Origin of the sequence: uncultured Ilumatobacter sp., from assembly GCF_963980585.1 — a bacterium.
GTDB lineage: Bacteria > Actinomycetota > Acidimicrobiia > Acidimicrobiales > Ilumatobacteraceae > Ilumatobacter_A.
In genome coordinates this window covers 62,589-84,077 of sequence record NZ_CAXCAM010000006.1, presented here as the reverse complement: position 1 = coordinate 84,077, position 21,489 = coordinate 62,589, and the positions used below count along the sequence as shown (strand labels likewise).

21 protein-coding genes are annotated in these 21,489 nt (G+C 62.8%); 17 read left to right on the top strand and 4 right to left on the bottom strand.

What is annotated here, in order from left to right; translation table 11 throughout:
- Positions 1-3 precede the first annotated feature (3 nt).
- From ACH2DW_RS03615 to ACH2DW_RS03600, 4 genes are all read left to right on the top strand, one after another.
- Positions 4-666 carry a DUF2461 domain-containing protein gene (locus ACH2DW_RS03615; protein WP_394928346.1) on the top strand — a complete coding sequence of 221 codons (663 nt, stop codon included), beginning with the start codon at positions 4-6 and terminating at the stop codon, positions 664-666.
- A gap of 65 nt (positions 667-731) precedes the next feature.
- A complete protein-coding gene (locus ACH2DW_RS03610) occupies positions 732-2,273 on the top strand; it encodes a pyridoxal-phosphate dependent enzyme (protein WP_394928345.1) in 1,542 nt (513 codons plus the stop codon).
- 17 nt (positions 2,274-2,290) lie between these two features.
- Positions 2,291-3,568 (top strand): PLP-dependent lyase/thiolase, encoded by a 1,278-nt coding sequence (locus tag ACH2DW_RS03605; RefSeq protein WP_394928344.1) that lies wholly within the window; start codon positions 2,291-2,293, stop codon positions 3,566-3,568.
- A gap of 248 nt (positions 3,569-3,816) precedes the next feature.
- Positions 3,817-4,434 carry an ATP-dependent Clp protease proteolytic subunit gene (locus ACH2DW_RS03600; protein WP_394928343.1) on the top strand — a complete coding sequence of 206 codons (618 nt, stop codon included), beginning with the start codon at positions 3,817-3,819 and terminating at the stop codon, positions 4,432-4,434.
- A gap of 18 nt (positions 4,435-4,452) precedes the next feature.
- Here ACH2DW_RS03600 and ACH2DW_RS03595 read toward each other — a convergent pair whose 3' ends face one another.
- On the bottom strand, positions 4,453-4,878 hold the full coding sequence (locus tag ACH2DW_RS03595; protein ID WP_394928342.1) for a hypothetical protein: 426 nt from the start codon (positions 4,876-4,878) through the stop codon (positions 4,453-4,455).
- A 171-nt stretch (positions 4,879-5,049) separates the two neighbouring features.
- Between ACH2DW_RS03595 and ACH2DW_RS03590 the strand changes: the two genes are divergently transcribed.
- The 13 genes from ACH2DW_RS03590 (at position 5,050) to ispG (ending at position 18,761) form a co-directional block, all read left to right on the top strand.
- The gene (locus tag ACH2DW_RS03590; protein ID WP_394928341.1) at positions 5,050-6,570 is read left to right on the top strand and encodes a YifB family Mg chelatase-like AAA ATPase; all 1,521 of its coding nucleotides are present in this window, start codon (positions 5,050-5,052) and stop codon (positions 6,568-6,570) included.
- Entirely contained in the window at positions 6,567-7,700 is a 1,134-nt protein-coding gene (gene dprA / locus ACH2DW_RS03585) for a DNA-processing protein DprA (protein ID WP_394928340.1), read from the top strand. The genes ACH2DW_RS03590 and dprA overlap by 4 nt, the downstream gene beginning before the upstream one ends.
- 87 nt (positions 7,701-7,787) lie before the next feature.
- Entirely contained in the window at positions 7,788-8,660 is an 873-nt protein-coding gene (locus tag ACH2DW_RS03580) for a tyrosine recombinase (RefSeq protein WP_394928339.1), read from the top strand.
- Positions 8,657-9,418, top strand: a complete 762-nt coding sequence (locus ACH2DW_RS03575) for a FliA/WhiG family RNA polymerase sigma factor (RefSeq protein ID WP_394928338.1) — start codon at positions 8,657-8,659, stop codon at positions 9,416-9,418. The genes ACH2DW_RS03580 and ACH2DW_RS03575 overlap by 4 nt, the downstream gene beginning before the upstream one ends.
- 95 nt (positions 9,419-9,513) lie before the next feature.
- Entirely contained in the window at positions 9,514-10,029 is a 516-nt protein-coding gene (locus ACH2DW_RS03570; RefSeq protein ID WP_394928337.1) for a murein hydrolase activator EnvC family protein, read from the top strand.
- A gap of 178 nt (positions 10,030-10,207) precedes the next feature.
- Entirely contained in the window at positions 10,208-11,164 is a 957-nt protein-coding gene (gene rpsB / locus ACH2DW_RS03565) for a 30S ribosomal protein S2 (RefSeq protein WP_394928336.1), read from the top strand.
- A gap of 5 nt (positions 11,165-11,169) precedes the next feature.
- The gene (gene tsf / locus ACH2DW_RS03560; protein ID WP_394928335.1) at positions 11,170-11,958 is read left to right on the top strand and encodes a translation elongation factor Ts; all 789 of its coding nucleotides are present in this window, start codon (positions 11,170-11,172) and stop codon (positions 11,956-11,958) included.
- A 99-nt stretch (positions 11,959-12,057) separates the two neighbouring features.
- Positions 12,058-12,795 carry a UMP kinase gene (gene pyrH / locus ACH2DW_RS03555; protein ID WP_394928334.1) on the top strand — a complete coding sequence of 246 codons (738 nt, stop codon included), beginning with the start codon at positions 12,058-12,060 and terminating at the stop codon, positions 12,793-12,795.
- A 72-nt stretch (positions 12,796-12,867) separates the two neighbouring features.
- Positions 12,868-13,425, top strand: a complete 558-nt coding sequence (frr, locus tag ACH2DW_RS03550) for a ribosome recycling factor (protein ID WP_394928333.1) — start codon at positions 12,868-12,870, stop codon at positions 13,423-13,425.
- An 18-nt stretch (positions 13,426-13,443) separates the two neighbouring features.
- On the top strand, positions 13,444-14,961 hold the full coding sequence (locus tag ACH2DW_RS03545; RefSeq protein ID WP_394928332.1) for a phosphatidate cytidylyltransferase: 1,518 nt from the start codon (positions 13,444-13,446) through the stop codon (positions 14,959-14,961).
- A gap of 13 nt (positions 14,962-14,974) precedes the next feature.
- On the top strand, positions 14,975-16,132 hold the full coding sequence (gene dxr, locus ACH2DW_RS03540) for a 1-deoxy-D-xylulose-5-phosphate reductoisomerase (protein WP_394928331.1): 1,158 nt from the start codon (positions 14,975-14,977) through the stop codon (positions 16,130-16,132).
- On the top strand, positions 16,129-17,421 hold the full coding sequence (locus ACH2DW_RS03535) for a M50 family metallopeptidase (RefSeq protein ID WP_394928330.1): 1,293 nt from the start codon (positions 16,129-16,131) through the stop codon (positions 17,419-17,421). Before dxr ends, ACH2DW_RS03535 begins: the two co-directional genes overlap by 4 nt.
- Positions 17,422-17,540: 119 nt before the next feature.
- Entirely contained in the window at positions 17,541-18,761 is a 1,221-nt protein-coding gene (gene ispG, locus ACH2DW_RS03530) for a flavodoxin-dependent (E)-4-hydroxy-3-methylbut-2-enyl-diphosphate synthase (protein ID WP_394928329.1), read from the top strand.
- Between the two features lie 25 nt (positions 18,762-18,786).
- Here ispG and manA read toward each other — a convergent pair whose 3' ends face one another.
- Genes manA through ACH2DW_RS03515 form a run of 3 tightly spaced genes read right to left on the bottom strand, consistent with a single transcriptional unit; the run spans position 18,787 to position 21,460 of the window.
- On the bottom strand, positions 18,787-19,755 hold the full coding sequence (gene manA / locus ACH2DW_RS03525) for a mannose-6-phosphate isomerase, class I (protein WP_394928328.1): 969 nt from the start codon (positions 19,753-19,755) through the stop codon (positions 18,787-18,789).
- Positions 19,752-20,378: an MBL fold metallo-hydrolase gene (locus ACH2DW_RS03520; protein ID WP_394928327.1), complete on the bottom strand. Its 627-nt coding sequence runs from the start codon at positions 20,376-20,378 to the stop codon at positions 19,752-19,754. The genes manA and ACH2DW_RS03520 overlap by 4 nt, the downstream gene beginning before the upstream one ends.
- Positions 20,375-21,460 carry an S-(hydroxymethyl)mycothiol dehydrogenase gene (locus ACH2DW_RS03515; protein ID WP_394928326.1) on the bottom strand — a complete coding sequence of 362 codons (1,086 nt, stop codon included), beginning with the start codon at positions 21,458-21,460 and terminating at the stop codon, positions 20,375-20,377. The genes ACH2DW_RS03520 and ACH2DW_RS03515 overlap by 4 nt, the downstream gene beginning before the upstream one ends.
- Between the last annotated feature and the right edge of the window lie 29 nt (positions 21,461-21,489).

The following is a 21,489-nucleotide window of genomic DNA, read 5'->3' as shown; positions in this document are numbered from 1 at the left end:
GCCATGGCATTCTCTGGGCTTCCTGTCGATGGCATTGAGTTCTACGAGGAGCTCGTCGCTGACAACTCGAAAGCTTTCTGGCAGGCCAACAAGCATCGGTTCGTCGAACACGTCAAGACACCAATGGCGGAACTCGCTGAGGAACTTGCCGACTATGGACCGTTTCATATGTTCAGGCCCCACAACGACCTTCGGTTCTCGAAGAACAAGCCGCCCTACAAGACGCATCAGGGTGCCTATGGCGAACTCGAAGGCGGATCAGGTCACTACATCCAGTTCTCCGCCGAGGGCTTGATGACGGGAGCTGGCTACTACGCAATGGCAAAGGATCAGCTCCAGCGGTTTCGCGAGGTGATCGATGCGGAGAGTACCGGCGAGGAGATCACTGGAATGATCGTCGAGATGCGTCGGGCGAAATACGAGATCAGCGCCATCGATCAGCTCAAGACGGCGCCGCGTGGGTATCCGAAGGACCACCCTCGTATTGAGCTGCTCAGGATGAAGGGCTGTATCGCCGTGAAGAATTTCGGTGCGCCGAAGTGGATCCACGGGGCAGGTGCGGCGAAGAGAATTCGGGATGTCTGGGTTGGAGCGCAGCCGCTCACCGACTGGCTCGACGCCCACGTCGGTCCGAGCACGCTCCCTCCAGACGACCGGCCGTTCTGACCGAGGTGAGCGAAGAAATCTTCGATGGTGTCGCCCATTGCCGTGGACTTTGACAGAATGTAAAAGTGATCAATACCGACGAAGCTTCCGCTGCGACCACCGATGCCCTTGAGAACCAGTTCGGTTTGGCTGACAGGATTGTTGACGAGGCAGCGGTGGCCAACTCTGTGCAACGGTTTCGTGAGCAGGGCATCACCCTGCCGACATTTGCGCAGCTTGCCGATCCGTCCACGTTCGATCAGGCGGAGAAGGTGGGCGATGCCGACCCCCAGGGTCCTGACGCACGCAACCTGTGGCGCGTCCACTGGTACAACGACCTGCAGGGGAACCGCGTCGACGTCCCGGAGCACGTCGTGCTCCCATCAACGCTGACGGGGGTCGCGTCGCCGATCATCGTCGTGTTCGGCGACCGCTTCCCGATGATCACCGCCCACAAGGTGCTGGCTGCCTACTCGTGTCTCGCCCCTCGCGTCGTCACCGGCCAGTTTGACCCGACGGTGCACCGTGCCGTGTGGCCATCAACTGGCAACTACGCCCGAGGTGGCATCGCGATCTCGAAGATCATGGCGAGTCGTGGCGTTGCGATTCTGCCCGAAGGCATGAGTCAAGAGCGGTTCGACTGGCTCGACACATGGTGTGCCAATCCTGAAGAAGATGTGATCAAGACGCACGGCACCGAGTCGAACGTCAAAGAGATCTACGACGCCTGCAACGAGTTGGCAAAGGATCCGGGCAACTTCATCCTCAACCAGTTCTCGGAGTTCGGTAATCATCTCGGTCACTACAACGTGACGGGACGTGCGCTCGGCCACGTCTTCGAAACAGTGCGCGATGAGTATGGCCTCGTCGGACGCGACCTCGAGCTGGCGGCGTTCACCTCGGCGACCGGATCAGCCGGAACGATCGCCGCCGGCGACCGACTCAAGGAGGAGTACGGGGCCAAGATTGTGGCTGTCGAAGCCCTGGAATGCCCGACGATGCTCGAGAACGGGTACGGCGAGCACAACATTCAAGGCATCGGCGACAAGCACATCCCACTGATCCACAACATCGCGAACACCGACGTCGTCGTCGGTATCTCCGATAAGGCAACCGATGAGTTGGATCTGACGTTCAACACCGAGGCCGGACGGGCATATCTCGCTCAATCCCGAGGTGTCTCCCAGAGCCTCGTCGACAAACTCGAACACTTCGGTTTCTCGGCAATCGCAAATGTCCTCGCGGCAATCAAGACTGCGAAATTGCTCAACCTCGGCGAAAACCAAGCACTGATCACCGTCGCCACCGATGGCGCGGCGCTGTACCCGAGCGAGCGAGCCAAGCTGCTCGAACGGCAGTACGGCAACGAGTTCACCACGACCGATGCCGCTGCCGCGGTCGGCGAACATCTGGGTGCGGCATCCACCGACCACATGATCGACTGCACCGACCTCGACCGTCGCCGGCTGTTCAATCTCGGCTACTACACCTGGGTCGAGCAGCAGGGCACGCCGTTTGACCTGTTCGAGGCCCGGCGCTCCCAGGATTTCTGGCGAGGATTGCGTCGATACACCGGCGTCTGGGACGGCATGATCGACGACTTCAACGCGCAAGTCGCAGCAGGCTGAAAGCGCTGCACGCGCACATGGACGACACGCGGATGGCCGTGATCGGATGGCGCTGCGCCACGTGCGGCGCCGAGGTTCCCGTTGCGACGCCGCTCGCATTCCGCTGTCCAAACGCAACAGCCACTGACCGGTGCCACGTCCTGCAGATCGTGAGCGGTCCGCGGGTTGATCCGCCCGAGCGGCAGCCGAACACATTTGCCACCGACGACCAGAACTTGGCGTGGGCTGCCTTCGCCGACGCGCATGGCATGGATCGAGCACGCCGGAACGAGTTGGTCGAGGAACTCGACGCCGCAATCCGTGTCGTTGATGATGCCGGCTTTGTCGCCACGCCGTTTGCGCGATCCGCGTTCCTTTCCGACGAGCTCGGTCTGTCCGCTCGCGGTGGTATCTGGGTCAAGGACGAAACCGGGGGAGTGGGTGGCAGTCAGAAGGCGCGATTCCTCTTCTCGATCCTGCTCCACCTCCGAGCTGCCCAAGAGCTGGGGCTCTTGGCGGAGCGGCCACCGCTCGCGATTGCATCGTGTGGGAACGCCGCGCTCGCCGCAGCAATTCTGGCGAAGGCTGCCGACTGGCCGCTCGATGTGTACGTGCCCACGTGGATGAGCGATGGGTTCGGTGACCGGCTGGATGAACTTGGCGCACGTGTGCATCGCAGCGAGCGACGCAACGACGACCCGGCCGGCGACCCGGCGATGCTGCGTTTCCGAGATGCCGTTGCCGAGGGATCGGTGCCCTTCACCGTGCAGGGCCCCGAGAACGGGCTGTGTCTCGACGGCGGCCGAACGCTCGGCTGGGAAGTTTGCGAGCAAGCAGCGGCGGCTGGCATCGCGCAGATCGACCGTGTCTTCATTCAGGTCGGAGGTGGCGCGTTCGCCGCCGCCGTCGGAGCAGCAATGAACGATGTTTGTGGGCCTGCGCCGTTGTTCGCTGTGCAGACCGAGGGGTGCGCACCGTTCGAACGGGCATGGAGACGGTCTGAAGGCATTGAGCACCCGGCCGAGAACTGGGCCCAGATCATGACGGTCTGGGACGACCCGTCCTCGCTCGCTGACGGCATTCTCGACGATGAGACCTACGACTGGGTCGGCGTACTCGAAGCTGTGCGCTCAAGCGGTGGTCGCCCGGTCATTGCCACTGAAGAGCAGGTGCGCGAGGCCCATGCGCTGGCCCATCGAGCCGGCTTCGAGGCAAGCCCGACTGGCACCGCGGGTCTGGCCGGAGTTCTGGCCGCACGCACCGAGATTGGCGATGACGAGCAGATCGTGGTCGTGATGAGCGGTGTGACGCGCTGAGTCCCGCGCGGGGGAGGCGGCTCGACGTCTGCTGCAAACCAACCGCCACCTTGTCGGGCCCCGGACCTTCGTTGTTCTGTCCGAACAGCAAATCTCCGTGCGGGCCCGAGTGGGACCCGCACGGTCTGCGCAGCGGGGTTCCCGGGCGACGAGCCGATCGTCGAAGGTCGAAAGCTGGCGCCCACGGATATGACTTCTCAGGGGAGGAGTACGTCTGTCAAGTCGGCGTCTGGCGGTAGCCTGACCGGATGTCGGAACTCTCCATCTCACATGCGAATGCCGGTGCTCCTCACGCGCTCGAGGGCGGCTTCGATCCGCGATCGGCTGTGTTCGACCGGTTGCTCAAGAACCGTGTCGTGATGCTCGGGTCCGATGTCAACGATGACATCGCCAATCAGATCTGTGCGCAGCTCTTGTATCTCGAAGGCGAGGACCCCAACGCCGACATTTGGCTGTACGTCAACAGCCCCGGTGGTTCGGTCACCGCTGGCATGGCCATCTACGACACGATGCAGTTCGTCGGCTGTGACGTCGCAACGGTGTGCCTCGGGCTCGCCGCATCCATGGGGCAGTTCTTGCTCACAGCGGGCGCAGCAGGCAAACGCTATGTGTTGCCAAATGCCCGCGTCATGATGCACCAGCCGCTTGCGGGCCTCCGTGGTCAGGCCTCGGACATCCAGATCCAGGCTGAGCAGCTCCGGTACACCAAGCAGCGCATGGCCGAGCTCATCGCGTTCCACTCGGGCAAAGAGCTTGAGCAGATCCAGGAAGATTCCGAGCGCGATCGCTGGTTCACCGCCGAAGAGGCGAGGGACTACGGGTTGTGCGACAGCGTCATCTTGAAGCGCGGCGAAATCCTCGGCTGATTTCGCAAGCGGCTGAGTTCAGCTGTCTTGCGCCACGATCGTGAAGACCGGCCCGATGTCCACGGCGCAGTTTGTCTCAAGCCAGCTGTCGATGGCCGCTGCCGACTTTTCGGTTGAGAAAATCGCGGCAAGCGCAGATTGTTCTGACTCGGGATCACCCGGCACCACGGTGCTGGCGGTCTCGTAGGCATCAATCAACTGATCCCACTCGAGCTCGATCGCGATTGGCGCCAGCGCGCCAATCTCGCGATAGAGATTGAGGAACGGCTCGATGTCATCGGTGAACTGCAGGCCGGGCTGCGTAAGCCGTTCGGCGTTCACTTGCACCTCACCACAGAATCGTTCGGCGTCTCCTGCGTCATCGCCGCCGTTGCAGCCTGAGAGCAGCCCAACAGCCAGACACGTCGCCATGACGGGCAAGCGAGTTCGGATGCGGCGTAACACGGGCAGCATTGTCGCACGACGTTCTCCGAAAACCAGGGCGCCCATGAACTCTGTGAGCGCGCTCAGGTATGTTGGCCTTCTCGACGTACTGCTGTTGCGTCGATCGGTCGTGGGGCCCGGTTGTCCCTCCTCATTGTCAGGTGCGGTGCGCCGCGTCACAGAGGAGGCGCCATGTTCGCGTCGATTTCATCCGCCATTGTCGTGGGTGCTCAAGGTCATCCGGTTCGCGTCGAAGTACACGTGGGGCAGGGTCTTCCGGGTTTCTCGATCGGTGGCCGCCCCGACGACTCGGTCCGCGAGGCCCGCGATCGAACCCGTGCAGCGATCCTGAGTTCAGGCTTGCCGTTCCCCAAGATCAAGATCACCGTCAACTTGGCTCCCTCGGGCGACAGAAAAACAGGCGCTGGCCTCGATCTCGCCATCGCAATGGGGATTCTGGCGGCGAGCGAGGTCGTGTCACCGGAATCGATCGAACGCCTCGCATTCATTGGTGAAGTCGGCCTCGATGGTTCGGTTCGAGGCGTTGCGGGCGTGGCGCCCATGGTCGGGGCGCTCGGTGAACTCGATGTTGTTGTGCCGATCGCCAGTGCAGCAGAGGCGGGCGTGGCGGCACTGGGAGCAGTGCGTCTCGTCGCCAATCTTGGTGAGCTGGTTGCCGTGCTCAACGGTCTGATCCCGTGGCCAGATCACAACGTCCCGCAGTCTGAACCAGAACCCGAACGTCTCGCTGACCTCGCCGAGGTGCAAGGCCAGCCAATGGCTCGCCACGCACTCGAGATCGCTGCGGCAGGAGGCCACCACCTCCTGATGGTCGGGCCACCAGGTGCTGGTAAGACAATGTTGGCGTCACGCTTGCCCGGTCTGCTGCCGGTACTCGATCGTGATCAAGCACTCGAAGCAACGATGGTCATTTCCGCTGCCGGTGTTCCGCTGTCGCCCGGCGGATTGGTGACGCGGCCGCCATTCCGGGCTCCCCACCACACCGCCACAAGTGCGGCGCTCATCGGTGGCGGATCGGGCACCGCCCGGCCGGGTGAGGTGTCGTTGGCGCATGCGGGGGCGCTCTTTCTTGACGAGATCGCTGAATTTGCTCCCAAGGTGCTCGACGGTCTGCGCCAACCCCTTGAGGATCGGCGAATCGTCGTGTCGCGTTCAGGAATCAATGCGGTGTTGCCTGCCGATTTTCTGCTTGTTGCTGCGATGAATCCGTGTCCCTGCGGCGGCGGAGCACCGGGGGAGTGCTTGTGTAACCCAACGGAGCTCCATCGCTACGTTCGGCGACTGTCGGGTCCGTTGCTGGATCGATTTGATCTCCGAGTCAACGTGCATCGTCCGAGCGTCGACGATCTCCTCGCTCACGAACCTGCCGAATCGACCGCCGTCGTGGCCGAGCGAGTCCAAGCAGCCCGCGTGCGGGCGCTGAGCCGGCAGGGGTGTCTCAATCGTTCATTGTCTGGTTCACAGTTGGACGAGTTCGCCCCAATCAACGGGCCGGGTCGGGCTGTCCTGCGGCATGAACTCGAAAACGGTCGTCTCAGTGCTCGCGGGTATCACCGGATCCGGCGCGTCGCTCGGTCGATCGCCGATCTGCGCTCGACTTCCAGCGAAGTGGTGGACGACGAGGCTGTGCATCTCGCGCTCGGACTCCGAGCTGCGTTCACGAAAGTGCTGCCGATGGGGCGGGTCGCGTGAGCTCGGACGTGCCTGACGCCGGCTACTTGGCAGCCCTCGCTGGGTTCGATCGCATGACCGTGGGTCGCCTGCGCCATCTGGTGCGCGGGCGACCAGCTCCCGAGGCATACGGCATGGCGGCAGGAACACATCGCCCATCGCCCGCCATTGCGGCAGTGTTCGCGAAAGATTGCACCCTGGCCGAAGCGTGGCGGCAATCAGCCCAGCGGCGCGATCCACGGGAGTGCTGGGAGGCGTCGGTCGCAGCCGGTGTCCGCGTGTTGACTCCTGCAGACCCCTCGGTGCCGCCGCAGCTCTCCACCGATCCGGCGTGCCCGGCGGTGTTGTTCGTACGCGGCAACCTTGGCGCCCTCGATGCTCGACGAGTGGGCATCGTCGGCACTCGCAACGCCACGCAGGCAGGGCGTGCCACGGCCGCTCGTTTCGGCTGTGAATTGGCCGAGGCTGGCGTGGTGGTGCTGTCTGGCCTGGCGCGCGGCATCGATGCAGCTGCTCATCGGGGCGCACTGTCGTGCCCGACGGCGACCCCGGCAGCAGTCGTTGGATGCGGGCTGGATCGGCCGTACCCAAAGCAGAACAGTGACCTGTGGGACGCGATCGCGGCTCGGGGTGTGTTGATCTCCGAGTGGCCGGTCGGCACATCGCCTGATCCGTTTCGGTTTCCACTCCGCAACCGAATCTTGGCGGCGCTTGTCGAGGTGCTTGTCGTTGTCGAGAGCCGTGACCGCGGCGGCAGCCTGATCACGGTGCGCGAAGCCGCCGACCGATCCATTGATGTGATGGCCGTGCCCGGATCGGTGCATAGTCGGGCATCGGAAGGAACGAACAAGCTGTTGGCCGACGGGGCGATCGCGGCCACCGAGACCGCTGACGTCTTGATGGCTCTCGGCCTCGATCATCGCCGAGCCGGACGTGCTCGATTCGATGCGCGCACACCGCTCGCCGGCGTTGACGCCGACGTATATGCCGCCTGTCGCGAGTCGCCACGCACGATTGACGCCATCATGTTGCTCACCGGAGCAGCGATCGGTGAAGCAGCGATGCTCCTCGCCCGCCTCGAAGGGGCGGGATGGCTCATCGAGACCGGTGGCTGGTTCGAAGCCGTCGATGAGTGGGCTGAGCTGGCATGACGAGCATTGGTCGACGACCGCTGGGTGAACCTGGTGCAACCGTGACCCATCCCGAATTTGCCGAGCGGCAGACAATACGATCGCCATGTGGACCAGTGGCGGATCGACGACTTCGCGAGAGCGCTCACGTCGTTGTCCGACAACACGATCACCTCCTACGTCTCCGATCTGCGTTTGTTCGAGACATGGTGCGCACGCAGCGATCTCGTCGACCCGGCGAGCGTCACTCGGACGACCATTCGGCGGTACCTCGCCCATCTCACCACCCGCCAGTTCGCGCGTCGCACGATCGCCCGAAAAATTGCCGCCGTGCGTCGCTACTTCAAGTGGGCCGTGGCCAACAACGTTGCGGAACTCGATCCCACCAGCGGTGTTTCGGTCCCAGCTGGCAGCGGTCGCCTCCCGCGTGTGCTCGACGGCCGCGAAGTCACCGGACTGCTCGAAGCGGGTCCAGATGCCGACGAACCCGAGTGGCGACGGTGTCGCGACGATGCGGTGCTCGAAGTGCTCTACGGATCGGGGGTGCGTGTCAGCGAGCTGTGCGACCTCGACGTGTCGTCACTCGCATTGACGGTTGGTGCTGCCACCGTGTGGGGCAAGGGCGACAAGGAACGCCGCGTTCCGCTCAGCGAGCACGCTGTCCGCTCGCTCCGGCGGTGGATCGACGTGCGCCCCGAGGTGGTCACCGGTGATCAGGGCGATGCGTTGTTTGGTAACGAAGTGGGGAAACGTCTCACGCCACGGGACGTCCGTCGCATCATCGACCGCCGGTCGCCAACGCCGACCCATCCCCATGCGTTACGGCACAGTTTCGCGACGCATCTCCTCGACGGTGGTGCCGACCTGCGAGCCGTACAAGAGCTGTTGGGTCACGCCGATGTGGCCACAACGCAGCGTTACACCCACGTCAGTCGAGAGCGACTCTCTGCTGCCTATCGCGAGGCCCATCCCAGAGCATGAGCATTGTTCCCGAAGACGCAGACCTTCAGATGCAGTGGACGCGGTGGCTCAACCGCCGCAACTCGGCGGCTCGCGATCACCTCATCGTCCACTACTCGCCGTTGGTGAAGTTCGTGGCCGGCCGTGTCGGCGCTGGTCTTCCATCGAGCGTCGACTCTGGCGATCTCATCAGCTCCGGGGTTTTCGGGCTCATGGATGCGATCGAACGTTTCGATACCGGGCACGGGGTCAAGTTCGAAACCTTTGCGGTGCCGCGCATCCGCGGTGCGATCTACGATGGGCTACGCCAACTCGACTGGGTGCCCCGCTCGGTCCGCAGCCGGGCGCGAAGCGTCGAGAAGTCCTTCTCCGAACTCGAACACAAGCTGGGCCGAGGCCCGACCGACGAAGAGCTGGCCGAGCACCTCCGTATCACTCCGGCCGACCTCGCCAAGTGGCTGTCGGCAATCGCGAGCACCACGATCGGGCCACTCGATCGAGCGATCGCCGCAGGAGCCGAGCCGTCGGCACCCGACAACGCGATGTCGGGCTCGCCCACGGCCGTCGTTGAGAATCGCGAGCTCAGCCATGTCATGCGTGTCGAGATCAAGAAGCTCCCGGAGCGCGAGAAGCTGGTGCTGTCGCTCTATTACGACGAAGGCTTGACCTTGTCGGAAATCGGCGAGGTCCTCGGCGTGACCGAAAGCAGAGTCAGCCAGATCCATACCAAGTCGGTGCTGCACCTGCGAGCTCGACTTGGGGCGGCCGGGCTCACCTAACATCGGGCCAGTTCGCTGGCACCAGATGAGACTTCGGGCCGCTGGCCCCATCGACGCCCAGCGTCCATCAGATCACTCCGCCGAGAGGATTTATGATGCAAGGACGCGCCCTGCTCGCCGTTGGCACAGCGATGTCAATACTCACCTTCAGCTTCGGAGCCGTCGCCGAGGCGACTCCCTGCTGGCAGCCGCCGGTTACCGGGCCCATCGTCGACCCGTTCCGGGCGCCGCCGTGTCGATACTGCGCCGGGCATCGGGGTATTGACTTTCGGACTGGCGCGGCGAGTGCCGTTCGATCCGTTGCTGCTGGCAGGGTTGCCTTCAGTGGGCCCGTGGCGGGAACCATCTATGTCGTCGTCGAACACGCCAATGGCTGGAAGTTGACCTATGGCGAGTTGAGCGGTGTGCGAGTCAGGCGTGGTGTCAGCGTTGCGCGCGGCGCGGTACTCGGCACGGCCGACGGCAGATTCCACTTCGGACTTCGAGTGGACGGTCGGTATCGCGACCCCGAGCCTTACCTCGGCCACCTTGTCGGTCGGCCTCGACTCGTCCCAATCGACGGCACGGCCCGACGAAGCGGGCCGACTCCAGTCTGGTCGTGTGCCCGTTGAGCCGCGTGCCGCCGAGGCGTGGTGCAGGGCATCTGGCCCAAGGTGTGGGGCGAATGCAGCGCCGATAGTATTGGTCACGTCGTTTCAACCGAAATGGCACACACTCAAGGTCTCATCGATCAATCAGCGGTCGCCTCGCGGCGCCGATCGGTGGGAAAAACCGCACAAGGAGCACCACATGGCTGTTATCAGCATGCGTCAGATGTTGGAAGCCGGAGCGCACTTCGGCCACCAGACCCGTCGTTGGAACCCCAAGATGAAGCGTTTCATCTTCGGCGAGCGCGCCGGTATCTACATCATCGATCTCGAGCAAACGCTCGGTCGAGTTGAGACGGCCTACGGGTTCGTCCGTGACCTCGTCGCCGGAGGCGGCAACATTCTGTTCGTGGGCACCAAGAAGCAGGCCCAGGACCCGATCAAGAGCTACGCCGATAAGTGCGGGATGCCTTACGTGAACGAGCGCTGGCTCGGCGGCATGCTCACCAACTTCGAAACGATGAGCAAGCGCGTCAACAAGATGCTCGAGTACGAGCGCATGCAGGCCTCGGGCGAGTTTGACGTCATGATCAAGAAGGAAGCACTGCTCCTCGATCGCGAGCTCACCAAGTTGCAGCGCAACCTGGGTGGTCTGCGCAGTCTGAAGAAGGCTCCCGACGCAATCTTCGTGCTCGACACCAACAAGGAACACATCGCTGTCACCGAGGCTCGCAAGCTCGGTATCCCTGTCGTTGCTGTCGTCGACACCAACGTGAATCCTGAAGTGGTGACGTACCCGATCCCCGGCAACGACGACGCGATTCGCTCGAACAGCTTGTTCGCACGCGTGATCGCTGATGCCGTCGCCGAAGGCCGATTCATCGCGAACAAGCGCAACCCCGCGCCTGCCCCGGTTGCTGAGAAGACGCCGGAGCAAGAGGCCGCATTCGAAGCTGCGCAGGCCGCTGCGCGTAACGCAGCTGCTCAGCAGCAGGCCGAGCGCGATGCCAAGCTTGCTGCTGCCAAGGACGCGCCGGTTGCTGAAGCCGCTCCCGCAGCGGCCGAGGCTCCAGCCGAAGCCGTACCTGCAGAGGGAGCGCCAGTGGCTGAGGAAGCCCCTGCTGCCGCTGCGACGCCCGAAGTCGAAACGGAGAGCTGAAGAACATGTCATTCACTGCACAAGACGTCAAGGCGCTCCGCGTCTCTTCCGGCGCCGGCATGATGGACTGCAAGAAAGCCTTGCAGGAAAATGACGGCGACATGGAAGCCTCCAAGACGTGGCTCCGCGAAAAGGGCCTCGCAGCCAGCGCCAAGCGTGAGGATCGCGACGCCACGCAGGGCGTTGTCAGTCTCGTTATCACCGGCAACGTCGGTGCCATCGTCGAACTGAAGTGCGAGACCGACTTCAGCGCTGGTTCAGACCTCTTCAAGGCTGAGGCCGATGCTCTCGTCGCTCTGGTCGCTGAGAAGGGCGTTGAGTCCATCTCCGAGCGTCAGAGTGATCTCGAAGAGCTCAAGGTCACGCTGAAGGAGAACATCAGCATTGGCCAGGTCGCTCGTATCGAAGCTGCCGGCGACAACATCCTCGACAGCTACCAGCACATGCAGGGTGGCCGCGGCGTCAACGGCGTGCTCGTCGAAGTCGCCGGTGGGACGCCCGAGCTTGCCCACGACGTGGCAGTACACATCGCGTTCGCACGCCCGAAGTACCTCAGCCGTGACGATGTGCCGGCCGATGTCGTCGCAGCAGAGCGCGAGACCCTCACCGTCATCACCCGCAACGAAGGGAAGCCCGAAGCGGCACTCGACAAGATTGTCGAAGGCCGCATCGGTGGATTCTTCAAGGATGTGGCACTGCTCGATCAGCCGTACGCCAAGGACGACAAGCAGTCGGTCAGCCAGTTCATTGGCTCCGCATCGATCGTCGCCTTCGCCCAGGTCGAGATCGGTTGATCTGAAGTCCACGGTCAATTTGAACAGCCCCGTTGCGCGTCAAGTACGTTCAGCGGGGCTGTTTCGCGCCCGTACCTGATCCTGACGGAGACCTCAACGATGACTGAACGAGCACAACGTCCGAAATTCAAGCGCATCGTGTTCAAACCTTCGGGTGAGGCGCTTGCAGGCGATTCTGGCAAGGGCCTCGATGGCGCAACGCTTGAGGCCACGGCGAAGGAAATCATCGATCTCCGGCAGAATTTGAACGTCGATGTCGCTGTGGTCGTCGGTGGCGGCAACTTCTGGCGTGGTCGGGAGGGTTCGATGACCGGGATGGACGCAACACAGTCCGACCACATCGGAATGCTCGGCACCGTGATGAACGCGCTGGCGTTGCAGGATGCGCTCGAACGACAGGGCCAAGAGACGCGGGTGCAGTCGGCGATCGAGATGCCGCGCATTGCCGAGGCCTACATCCGCCGTCGGGCTGTTCGGCATCTCGAAAAGGGGCGCGTCGTCATCTTTGCCGCCGGGACGGGTAACCCATTTTTTACGACCGACACAGCGGCTGCGCTGCGCGCCGCCGAGATTGAAGCCGAAGTGTTGATTAAGGGAACGCACTCCGGCGTTGACGGGGTCTACAGCGCAGACCCTCGGACCGATGAGTCCGCGGAGAAGTACGAGCAGGTGAGCTACCTCGAGGTGATGACGAAAGACCTCAAGGTCATGGACGCGACCGCGATCGCCTTCTGCCGCGACAACGACATTCCGATCGTCGTGTTCGACATGTCGAAACCAGGTTCGCTGCGCAGCATCGTGCAAGGCGGCTCCGAAGGCACCTTGGTCAGCGGCTGAGACGCTGCAACCAGTTTCGATGAAAGTCCGCATGGTCCTGCGCCGACCTCTGTCCTGGGTACGATGGTCGACGTGATCGATGACACCCTTCTCGAGGCCATGGACAAGATGGACAAGGCTGTCGAGCACACTCAGACGCAGTTCGGCACGGTCCGAACCGGTCGGGCCAATCCCGGACTCGTCGAGCGCATCAATGTCGACTACTACGGCGCTCCAGTTCCGATTCTGCAGCTCGCTTCGATCTCCGTGCCTGAGGCCCGCCAGTTGCTCATCAAGCCGCATGACCGAACATCGCTCGAGGCCATCGAGAAGGCCATTCGAGAAAGCGACCTGGGTGTGAATCCGAACAACGACGGCATCGCGATTCGTCTGTCGCTGCCGCAGCTGACCGAAGAACGCCGCAAGGAATACGTGAAGGTTGCGAAGAACATGGCCGAGGACGGGCGTATTGTGCTGCGCAACCTGCGGCGCGATGCGCGCAAGGCGATGGAAGCTGAAGAGAAAGATGGTGATGTCTCCGAAGACGAATTGGAGCGCGCCGAGAAAGAACTCGATAAGACCACGAGCGAGCACGTCGACAGGATCGACGCGGCGCTTCACCGAAAAGAAGAAGAACTCCTCGAGATCTGAGGGGCCGGGGGAACAACGATGACCGACGACATTTGGCGACCTGAAGACAATGATTCCGCACGGCGTCGTCCGGGTCGGCTTGAGGCCGAAATGGATGCCTTCGACGACTCCGAGTTTGGTGGCCCGCTCTTTGGCAACACCTCCGAGCAGCAGGTCACACCCGGTCCAGAGGCTGCTGAGGCTCCGCTGTCGAACGACGACTGGCCAGAATCACCGTCCGGTGGATCTGGCCGTCTTCAACTCGACGAGGATGGCACCGGTGCGATGCCGCACTGGACTGAAGACGCCACCGGAGAAGTACCGGCCATTGCCCGTGCTACCCCTGAGGCTGATCCAACCGACGATCTTGACGTCTGGTCCCCGTTCACGTCCGACGCGCCCGTCTGGAAGGAAGGCGACCCGGTCGATACGCCGTCGGGATCGGTCCCGACGGCCCCCTCAGACCCGACCGGTGAGATCTCTTGGGAAGACGCTCCAGTCGAGCCGATTGCGGCAGCCGTCGATGCCGATACTGCTGGAGAGGCCACCGAACTGCACGAGGTCGTGGCCGCAGCACCGCGCGAACCGGCCCGAATCACGATTGGTACCGACCCGTCAGGGATGCCTCGCCGACCCGAGCCGCAGCGCCGGGGCGGTGGCGGTCAGGGCCAACGTCCACCCAGCGCAGGGGGCCCGCCACCCGGTGCCAAGCGTAATCTTCCGGTCGCCATCGCGAGCGGCTTGGTGCTGGCGGCAGTGTTTATCGCTGCTGCGATGTGGCGTCCGCTCGGCGCAATCATCTTTGTCTGCATTCTGCTTGGGCTTGCAGCCATCGAGTACTTCTCCAAGGTCACCGAAAAGGGCTACCGCCCTGCCGTTGCCGCTGGCGTCGTGGCCTGTGTCGCAGCACCGGCCGTTGCTTACTGGGTCGGCGAGAACGGTATTCCGCTGGTCCTGGCGCTGGCATTCTTTGCCGGAGCGATGGGTTTCATCGGCTCTGACTCGATCGAAGTTGGCCCGATGCCCAACATGGCCATCACGATGCTCGGCGTCGTATGGATCGGCGTGCTCGGCTCGTTCGCGGCGCTCATCATTCGTTACTCCAACTTCTTTGGTGGGCTGAGCATCGGTACCGACACCTTGGTGCTGCTCGCCGTGGGCGTGGTTGCCAACGACGTCGGCGCGTACTTCGTCGGCAGTGCGTTCGGGCGGACACCGCTGCGCGGCTGGATCAGCCCCAATAAGTCGGTCGAAGGATTTCTTGGCGGCACCATCTTGACCCTCGTGGTCATGCTGCTCGTCGGGATGCAAGATGCGAGCGACACGTGGTCTGACACCAGCCACCTCCTGATGCTCGGCATCGTCATCTCGATCTTCGCCCCGCTCGGTGATCTCACCGAGAGCATGTTCAAGCGGAACCTCGACGTCAAGGACTTCGGGACGTTGATCAAGGGCCACGGCGGTGTACTTGACCGCTTCGACGGCTTCTTGTTCGCACTGCCTGCCGTCTACTACTTGATGCGCGTTGTCGAGCCGTGGTCACAGCTCGGTTCCTGAGAAGATTGCACCGATGACCGTTGATCCGGTGCGAGTCGCGATTGCTGGCTCAACCGGCTCGATCGGTAGGCAAACGTTTGAGGTCATTCAGGCCGAGAACGATCGCGTCCCCGGCTCCTATGTCGTGACGGGCGTGAGTGTCAACAGCTCAGCGGACGCTGTCGTTGCCCAGGCGGCAGCTTTCGACATCCCCCTCATCGTCGTCGCCGACGAGGCGACACGTTGTGATGTGGCGTCGCGCACATCGGCCGCGGTCGAGGGTGATGCCACGGCATTGATCGCCGACGCGGATGTCGTGGTCAACGGTGTCGTCGGGTTTGCCGGTCTTGAGGTCACCGTGGAGACCCTCAGAGCTGGAAAGCGCCTAGCGCTTGCGAACAAAGAGAGCCTCATTGCTGCGGGCCCTGTGGTCCAGCCGCTCCGATCGACGCCAGGCGCCGAATTGGTGCCAGTCGACAGCGAACACTGTGCGCTCCACCAATGTCTGCGGGCGTCTTTCGAGAGCGATCGTGAGGTCAGTCGGCTGCTCTTGACCGCGAGCGGAGGTCCGTTCCGCGGTCGCACCGCTGATGACCTTGCTGCTGTGACCGTCGAAAATGCGCTGGCGCACCCGACGTGGAGTATGGGTCCGAAGATCACGATCGATTCGAGCACGTTGATGAACAAGGGTCTCGAAGTGATCGAGGCGCACGAGCTGTACGGAACGCCGTATGACCAGATTGAGGTGGTCGTGCACCCTCAATCTGTCGTCCATTCAATGGTCGAGTTCACCGATGGATCAACCATCGCCCAACTCAGTATGCCGACGATGAAGCTGCCGATCGGCTATGCGCTCGGCTACCCGAACCGCATCGCGACACCCTTCGGTCGCATCGATTGGGCCACGTTGGGCTCGCTCGACTTCGAGCCGCCAGATCTTGGCACCTTTCGCTGCTTGCAGCTCGCCTACGACGCTGGACGCTCAGGCGGTACGGCGCCAGCGTGGCTCAGCGCTGCGAACGAGGTGGCAGTTGAGACTTTTCTCACAGGAAATTTGCGATGGAATGAGATTGCTGACGTGTGCGAGGCGGTGTTGGAGCGCCATGATGGTGGGATCCCCCACACCGTCGACGATGTGATCCAAGCGGATCAAGAAGCTCGACGAATTGCCGATGAGGTATTGCAACGATGACTGATCAACTCACACCTCCGAAACCGACTGAAGATGAGCTGTCGCGAGTGGCGAAAGCCAAGAGCGAAATCATGGCGGGTGGCGCCGTCACCGAGAACCTCACCGAGGACGAACTCGCCGGCGGTTGGAGGGGAGCGCTTTCGATGCTTGGCATCGCTGCGCTTTTTGCTTGGCTCGGCTTTGCGAACTTCTGGATCTTCGTGTTCGTGGTGGGTGTCGTTATTTCGATCTTCCTCCACGAACTTGGCCACTACCTCACGGCCCGGTGGACGGGCATGAAGGTCACTCAATTCTTCTTGTTCTTCGGACCCAGACTTTGGAGCTTTCGTCGCGGAGAGACCGAGTACGGCGTTCGGGCGGTGCCGTTGGGGGCCTTCGTTCGCATTATCGGCATGAATCGTATGGACGAGGTCGAGCCAGGTGACGAAGCCCGCACCTACCGACAGAAAAGCTTTCCTCGCCGCCTCTTGGTGATCTCGGCTGGATCGATCATGCACATGCTGATCGCCATCGTGCTGCTGTTCGGTGTGTATGCGATAGCCGGAGAAGAATCATTCAGCGATGGCGCGCGCGTCAGCCAACTGTCCGCCGGTGGACCGGCCGATGGCGCTGGCGTACTGCCCGGTGACATCGTGGTTGCCGTTGATGGCGCAGCCATCGACAGTCCCGCCGAACTCGGCGAGGTAATCCGGACCAACCAGCCGGACGACAGTGTCGTTCTTGGCGTACTCCGCAATGGCGAACTCGTTGCTCTCACGCTCACGCTCGGTGTCAACGACAACGGCGATGCGCTGGCAGGAATCAGCAGCGGATCAGTGTTCGACACCATCGATCACTCGATCCCCGCGGCTGCTGGCAATGCAGTCACTGACATCTTCCCCTTTGCCTGGGAGTCGACCAAGGGTGTCGTGAAGGTGCTCAACCCGGTCAACATCATCAGCCACGTCACCGGAGACAACGAGGACCTGAGCAGCCGCCCGACGACCCTGTACGGAGTGGCTCAGGTCTCGGACGACGTCGGTGAATCCTCCGGCTGGGCAGGAATGATCCTGCTTCTTGCGGTGCTCAACGTCTTCGTCGGCGTGTTCAACATGTTCCCGCTGCTCCCACTCGACGGCGGACACGCTGCCATTGCGGTCTACGAGCGTGTGCGCGAAGCCGGGCGGGGTTCCAAACAGCGATATTTCGCCGACGTCGAGCGACTCATGCCCTTTGCGATGGGGGTGGTCACCGTGCTCGTCATGCTGATGTTTGCTGGCTTGTATCTGGACATCTCGCAGCCGTTGTAGTTCAGCGCTCGAAGCTCGCTGCGCTCGCCTCGCTGTCAGTGGCTTCATGACTCCGAGGTAGTGCTTGCTGGGGGACCCTGTCCGACCGCTGTCTCCATCCACCGCGTATCGTTGACTCCATGCAGGTCACCAGCTCGGTTCCTCGGAAGACCACTCGCCAGATCTCTGTCGGCGACGTCAAGGTCGGTGGCGACGCTCCGATCACCATTCAATCGATGACGATTACGAAGACGGCTGACGTCGAAGGCACGCTGCAGCAGATTTATGCCCTTGCCGCCGCTGGCGCTGACATCGTGCGGTGCACGTGTAACGAGATCGAGGCTGCTGAAGGGCTTGCCCAGATCGTGCCGCGATCACCGGTGCCGATCATCGCTGACATCCATCACCAGTACAAGATGGCAATGGCAGCCATGGAGGCGGGTGTCGACGGTTTGCGTCTGAACCCAGGCAACATCCGCAAGCCGGAACACATCAAGACCGTGGCAGCCGAAGCCAAGGACCGGAACCTCCCGATTCGCATCGGTGTCAACGCCGGTTCGCTCGACCCGAAGCTCTACGAAAAGTACGGTGGTGCCACGCCCGAGGCGATGGTCGAATCAGCCATGACCGAAATCGCTTACTTCGACGAAGTTGGTTTCGACCTCATCAAGATCTCGGTCAAGGCATCGAGTGTGCCGCTCATGGTCGATGCTTATCGCATGCTGTCCGAGGTCACTGACCATCCGCTCCACCTGGGCGTCACCGAAGCCGGTCCGCCGCCGGCCGGCTTGATTAAGGCCACAGCCGGTATTGCCACCCTGCTGCTGGAAGGCATCGGCGACACGATCCGCTACTCGCTCACTGCGGACCCAGTCCAAGAGGCCAAGGCCGGTCGTCAACTCCTCGAAGCTCTGGGACTGCGTGAACGCAAGAATATTGACCTCATTGCCTGCCCGTCGTGCGGCCGCGCTGAAGTCGATGTCATCAAGGTGGCGAATGAGGCAATGGAGGCGTTCGGCGAACGCAAGCTGCCACTTCAAGTCGCCGTGATGGGTTGCGTCGTGAACGGACCGGGCGAGGCGCGCGACGCCGACATCGGTATCGCTGCGGGGAACAAGCGCGGCCATCTGTTCATCAAGGGACAGAACGTCGCCGTCGTGCCCGAGGACGAGATGGTCGATCAACTCGTCGAATGGGCAGAGTTCATCAACGAGCACGGCATCGACGCCGCACTCGAGCGTGCCGACTTGGACAAAGCGCGTCGCGAGGCAGAAAAGGATCGTGCGAAGTTGCTCGAAGAGCAGGGTGACGATGCCAATGCCGCGAGCGAGAAAATCGTGGAGATTCGCAGGAAGGCCTGACCCGGCTGGATGCGGGTGACGCCGTTCAGGTCGAGGTGACGACAAACGTGTCCGCGGATGCGACGAATTCGGTGCTTGGTGCCAGGTAAAGCTGCTCGCCGGCGACGGAGAGAGCGAGTTCGTGGCCCGTCGAGGTGTGGTGTTCCCCGGCGTCGAGCCAGATCAACTGCACACCTGCCTCCGGGAGTTCGTACCGACCGTCGACCACCTGCATGACCGGTTCGGCCAGTGGCGTTGGATCGACGATGTCGAGGAGCAGGTCGATGTCGACATGCTTGACGGTGAGGCCGCCGCGGACGACGTTGTCGCTCGCTTGCATCAGCTCGATGCCAGAACCTCTCAGGTAGCCGTGCAGGTTCCCTGCGGTGAGGTGGAGGGCTTCGCCAGGCAGCAGTGAGACGTGATTGAGGAGCAGTGTCACGGCCACGCTTGGATCGCCGGGATACATGGTGTCCAGCTGCTGCACCCACATCGCTTCGGGCCGATCGCTTGACGCGCACGCCTGCACAGCTGAAGCTGGATCAAGCTCGCCGCGGTACAGGCGATGCATTGCTGTCCCGGCACCCTCGGCTGCCACCACATGGGCGAGATCGTCAGCACCGATTGCCTGCAGCAGTTCGATGGTTCGGGCTTCGGGCCTGACTCCACACAAGGCCTCGAATGGCGTGAGTGCGACGAGGAGTTCGGGCTTGGCATACGGGTCGGCGAACACGCCGCTGTCGAATCCCTCGCGTGCTTGTGCGATGGTGGGGTGTGCTTGCAGCGAGAGCGGTTCGGCCGCGCTGAGGACCTTCAAAAGGTAGGGCAACTCGCCGGTGAGGGTGGTCAGCGGTGATCCATCGGCGAGCTGCGTGGGGCCATTGGGGTGCGTGCCGAGCCATAACTCTGCCCACGGTTGGCCGTCGGGTACGAGCCCCAGGAGTTCTGGCAAGAAGTGCGTATCGCCCCAGGCGTAGTGTTGAACGAACCCCTTGACTGGGCGTCCCGAGGTCACAGGTTGAGTTCGGCGGCGCGGGCGAGGACGCCGGCGCGTTCGGCGCCGATGGTGGTGCTGTCGCCATGGCCGGTGTGGACGACGGTGTGGTCGGGCAGTTCGAGCAGCACGTTGCGGATTGTCGCGAGAATGGTCGGCTCGTCGGAGTAGACGCGGCCGGTAGCGCCAGGCCCGCCGCAGAACAGTGTGTCGCCACTGATAACGGCGCCGGTCGCGACGTCGTGGAAGCAACAGCAGCCCGGGGAGTGTCCGGGCGTGTGCAAGATGCCGAGCTCGTGACCGCCGGCGCTGATCGTGCGGCCCGGCTCGAGTGGGCCATCGAAGTCGTGATCGGGGTGGACGACATCCCAAAGAAATCGGTCGAACTCGTGGAGGAGGATCGGCGCATCAACTGCCTCGCGCAGCGCGACTGCGGCGTTGATGTGATCGTTGTGGCCATGCGTCAACACGATGCCGGTGACGTTGCGGCCGTTGACGGCGTCCAGGATCGGCTGATGATCATGCGCCGCGTCGAAGATCACGACTTCTTTGTCGTCGCCAACCAACCAGATGTTGTTGGTGACCTCCCACTCGCCGCCGTCGAGGGCGAAGATGCCGTCAGTGGTGACCAGCTCGATCGTCACAGCACCACCACGGAGCGGAGCACATCGCCGCGCTCCATCTTGTGAAACGCCTCTTCGACGTCGTCGAGTTTGATGGTCTCCGAGACGAAACCGCCGAGGTCGAGCCGTCCCTGCAGGTAGAGATCGATGAGCATCGGGAAGTCGCGCTCGGGCAAGCAGTCGCCGTACCACGACGACTTGAGCGAGCCGCCACGGCCGAAGATTTCGATGTACGGCAGCTCGATGGTCATCTCGGGATTGGGCACGCCGACGAGCACGACAGTGCCAGCAAGATCGCGCGCCTCGAAGCACTGCTTGTAGACGTCGGGATGGCCAATCGCTTCGATGCACACATCTGCACCGTTGCCGTCGGTCACGGACCGAATGAACTCGACTGGGTCGGTGTTCTTTGAATTGACCATGTGTGTTGCCCCGAACTGCTGAGCCCATTCGAGCTTGCGGTCGTCGATGTCGACGGCAATGATTTTTGATGCTCCGGCGAGCTTGGCGCCAGCTATCGCGGCATCGCCGACGCCACCGCAACCGAAGACGGCAACGCTTTGGCCGCGCGAGACCCCGCCCGTATTGATCGCTGCGCCGATGCCGGCCATGACGCCGCACCCGAGCAGCCCGGCCACGGTGGCCGGCGCTTCGGGGTTGACCTTGGTGCACTGTCCGGAGTGGACGAGCGTCTTCTCGCAGAAGGCGCCGATGCCGAGAGCGGGTGACAGCTCCGTGCCGTCGGTGAGCGTCATTTTCTGCTCAGCGTTGTGTGTGTCGAAGCAGTACTGCGGCTGTCCCCGCTTGCACGCCCGGCAGTTGCCGCACACAGCGCGCCAGTTGAGAATGACAAAATCACCGGGCACAACGTTGGTGACGCCCTCACCGATGGATTCGACGATGCCCGCCGCCTCGTGCCCGAGCAGAAAGGGGAACTCGTCGTTGATTCCACCTTCGCGGTAGTGGAGGTCGGTGTGGCAGACGCCGCAAGCCTGAATGGCGACGACGGCCTCGCCCGGACCGGGATCTGGAATGACGATGGTTTCGAGCGTGACTGGCTCGCCCTTGGCCTTGGCAATAATTCCGCGTACTTCCTGACTCATGGCGCAGACGGTAGCGCAGCGCGCTCAGT

Coding starts and splice junctions, on each gene's coding strand:
- ACH2DW_RS03545 (WP_394928332.1), top strand. CDS start 13,444: ATGACCGACGACATTTGGCGACCTGAAGACAATGATTCCGCACGGCGT.
- ACH2DW_RS03600 (WP_394928343.1), top strand. CDS start 3,817: ATGTCGGAACTCTCCATCTCACATGCGAATGCCGGTGCTCCTCACGCG.
- ACH2DW_RS03535 (WP_394928330.1), top strand. CDS start 16,129: ATGACTGATCAACTCACACCTCCGAAACCGACTGAAGATGAGCTGTCG.
- dxr (WP_394928331.1), top strand. CDS start 14,975: ATGACCGTTGATCCGGTGCGAGTCGCGATTGCTGGCTCAACCGGCTCG.
- ACH2DW_RS03575 (WP_394928338.1), top strand. CDS start 8,657: ATGAGCATTGTTCCCGAAGACGCAGACCTTCAGATGCAGTGGACGCGG.
- tsf (WP_394928335.1), top strand. CDS start 11,170: ATGTCATTCACTGCACAAGACGTCAAGGCGCTCCGCGTCTCTTCCGGC.
- ACH2DW_RS03605 (WP_394928344.1), top strand. CDS start 2,291: ATGGACGACACGCGGATGGCCGTGATCGGATGGCGCTGCGCCACGTGC.
- ACH2DW_RS03515 (WP_394928326.1), bottom strand. CDS start 21,460: ATGAGTCAGGAAGTACGCGGAATTATTGCCAAGGCCAAGGGCGAGCCA.
- rpsB (WP_394928336.1), top strand. CDS start 10,208: ATGGCTGTTATCAGCATGCGTCAGATGTTGGAAGCCGGAGCGCACTTC.
- ACH2DW_RS03570 (WP_394928337.1), top strand. CDS start 9,514: ATGCAAGGACGCGCCCTGCTCGCCGTTGGCACAGCGATGTCAATACTC.
- ACH2DW_RS03590 (WP_394928341.1), top strand. CDS start 5,050: ATGTTCGCGTCGATTTCATCCGCCATTGTCGTGGGTGCTCAAGGTCAT.
- pyrH (WP_394928334.1), top strand. CDS start 12,058: ATGACTGAACGAGCACAACGTCCGAAATTCAAGCGCATCGTGTTCAAA.
- ACH2DW_RS03615 (WP_394928346.1), top strand. CDS start 4: ATGGCATTCTCTGGGCTTCCTGTCGATGGCATTGAGTTCTACGAGGAG.
- ispG (WP_394928329.1), top strand. CDS start 17,541: ATGCAGGTCACCAGCTCGGTTCCTCGGAAGACCACTCGCCAGATCTCT.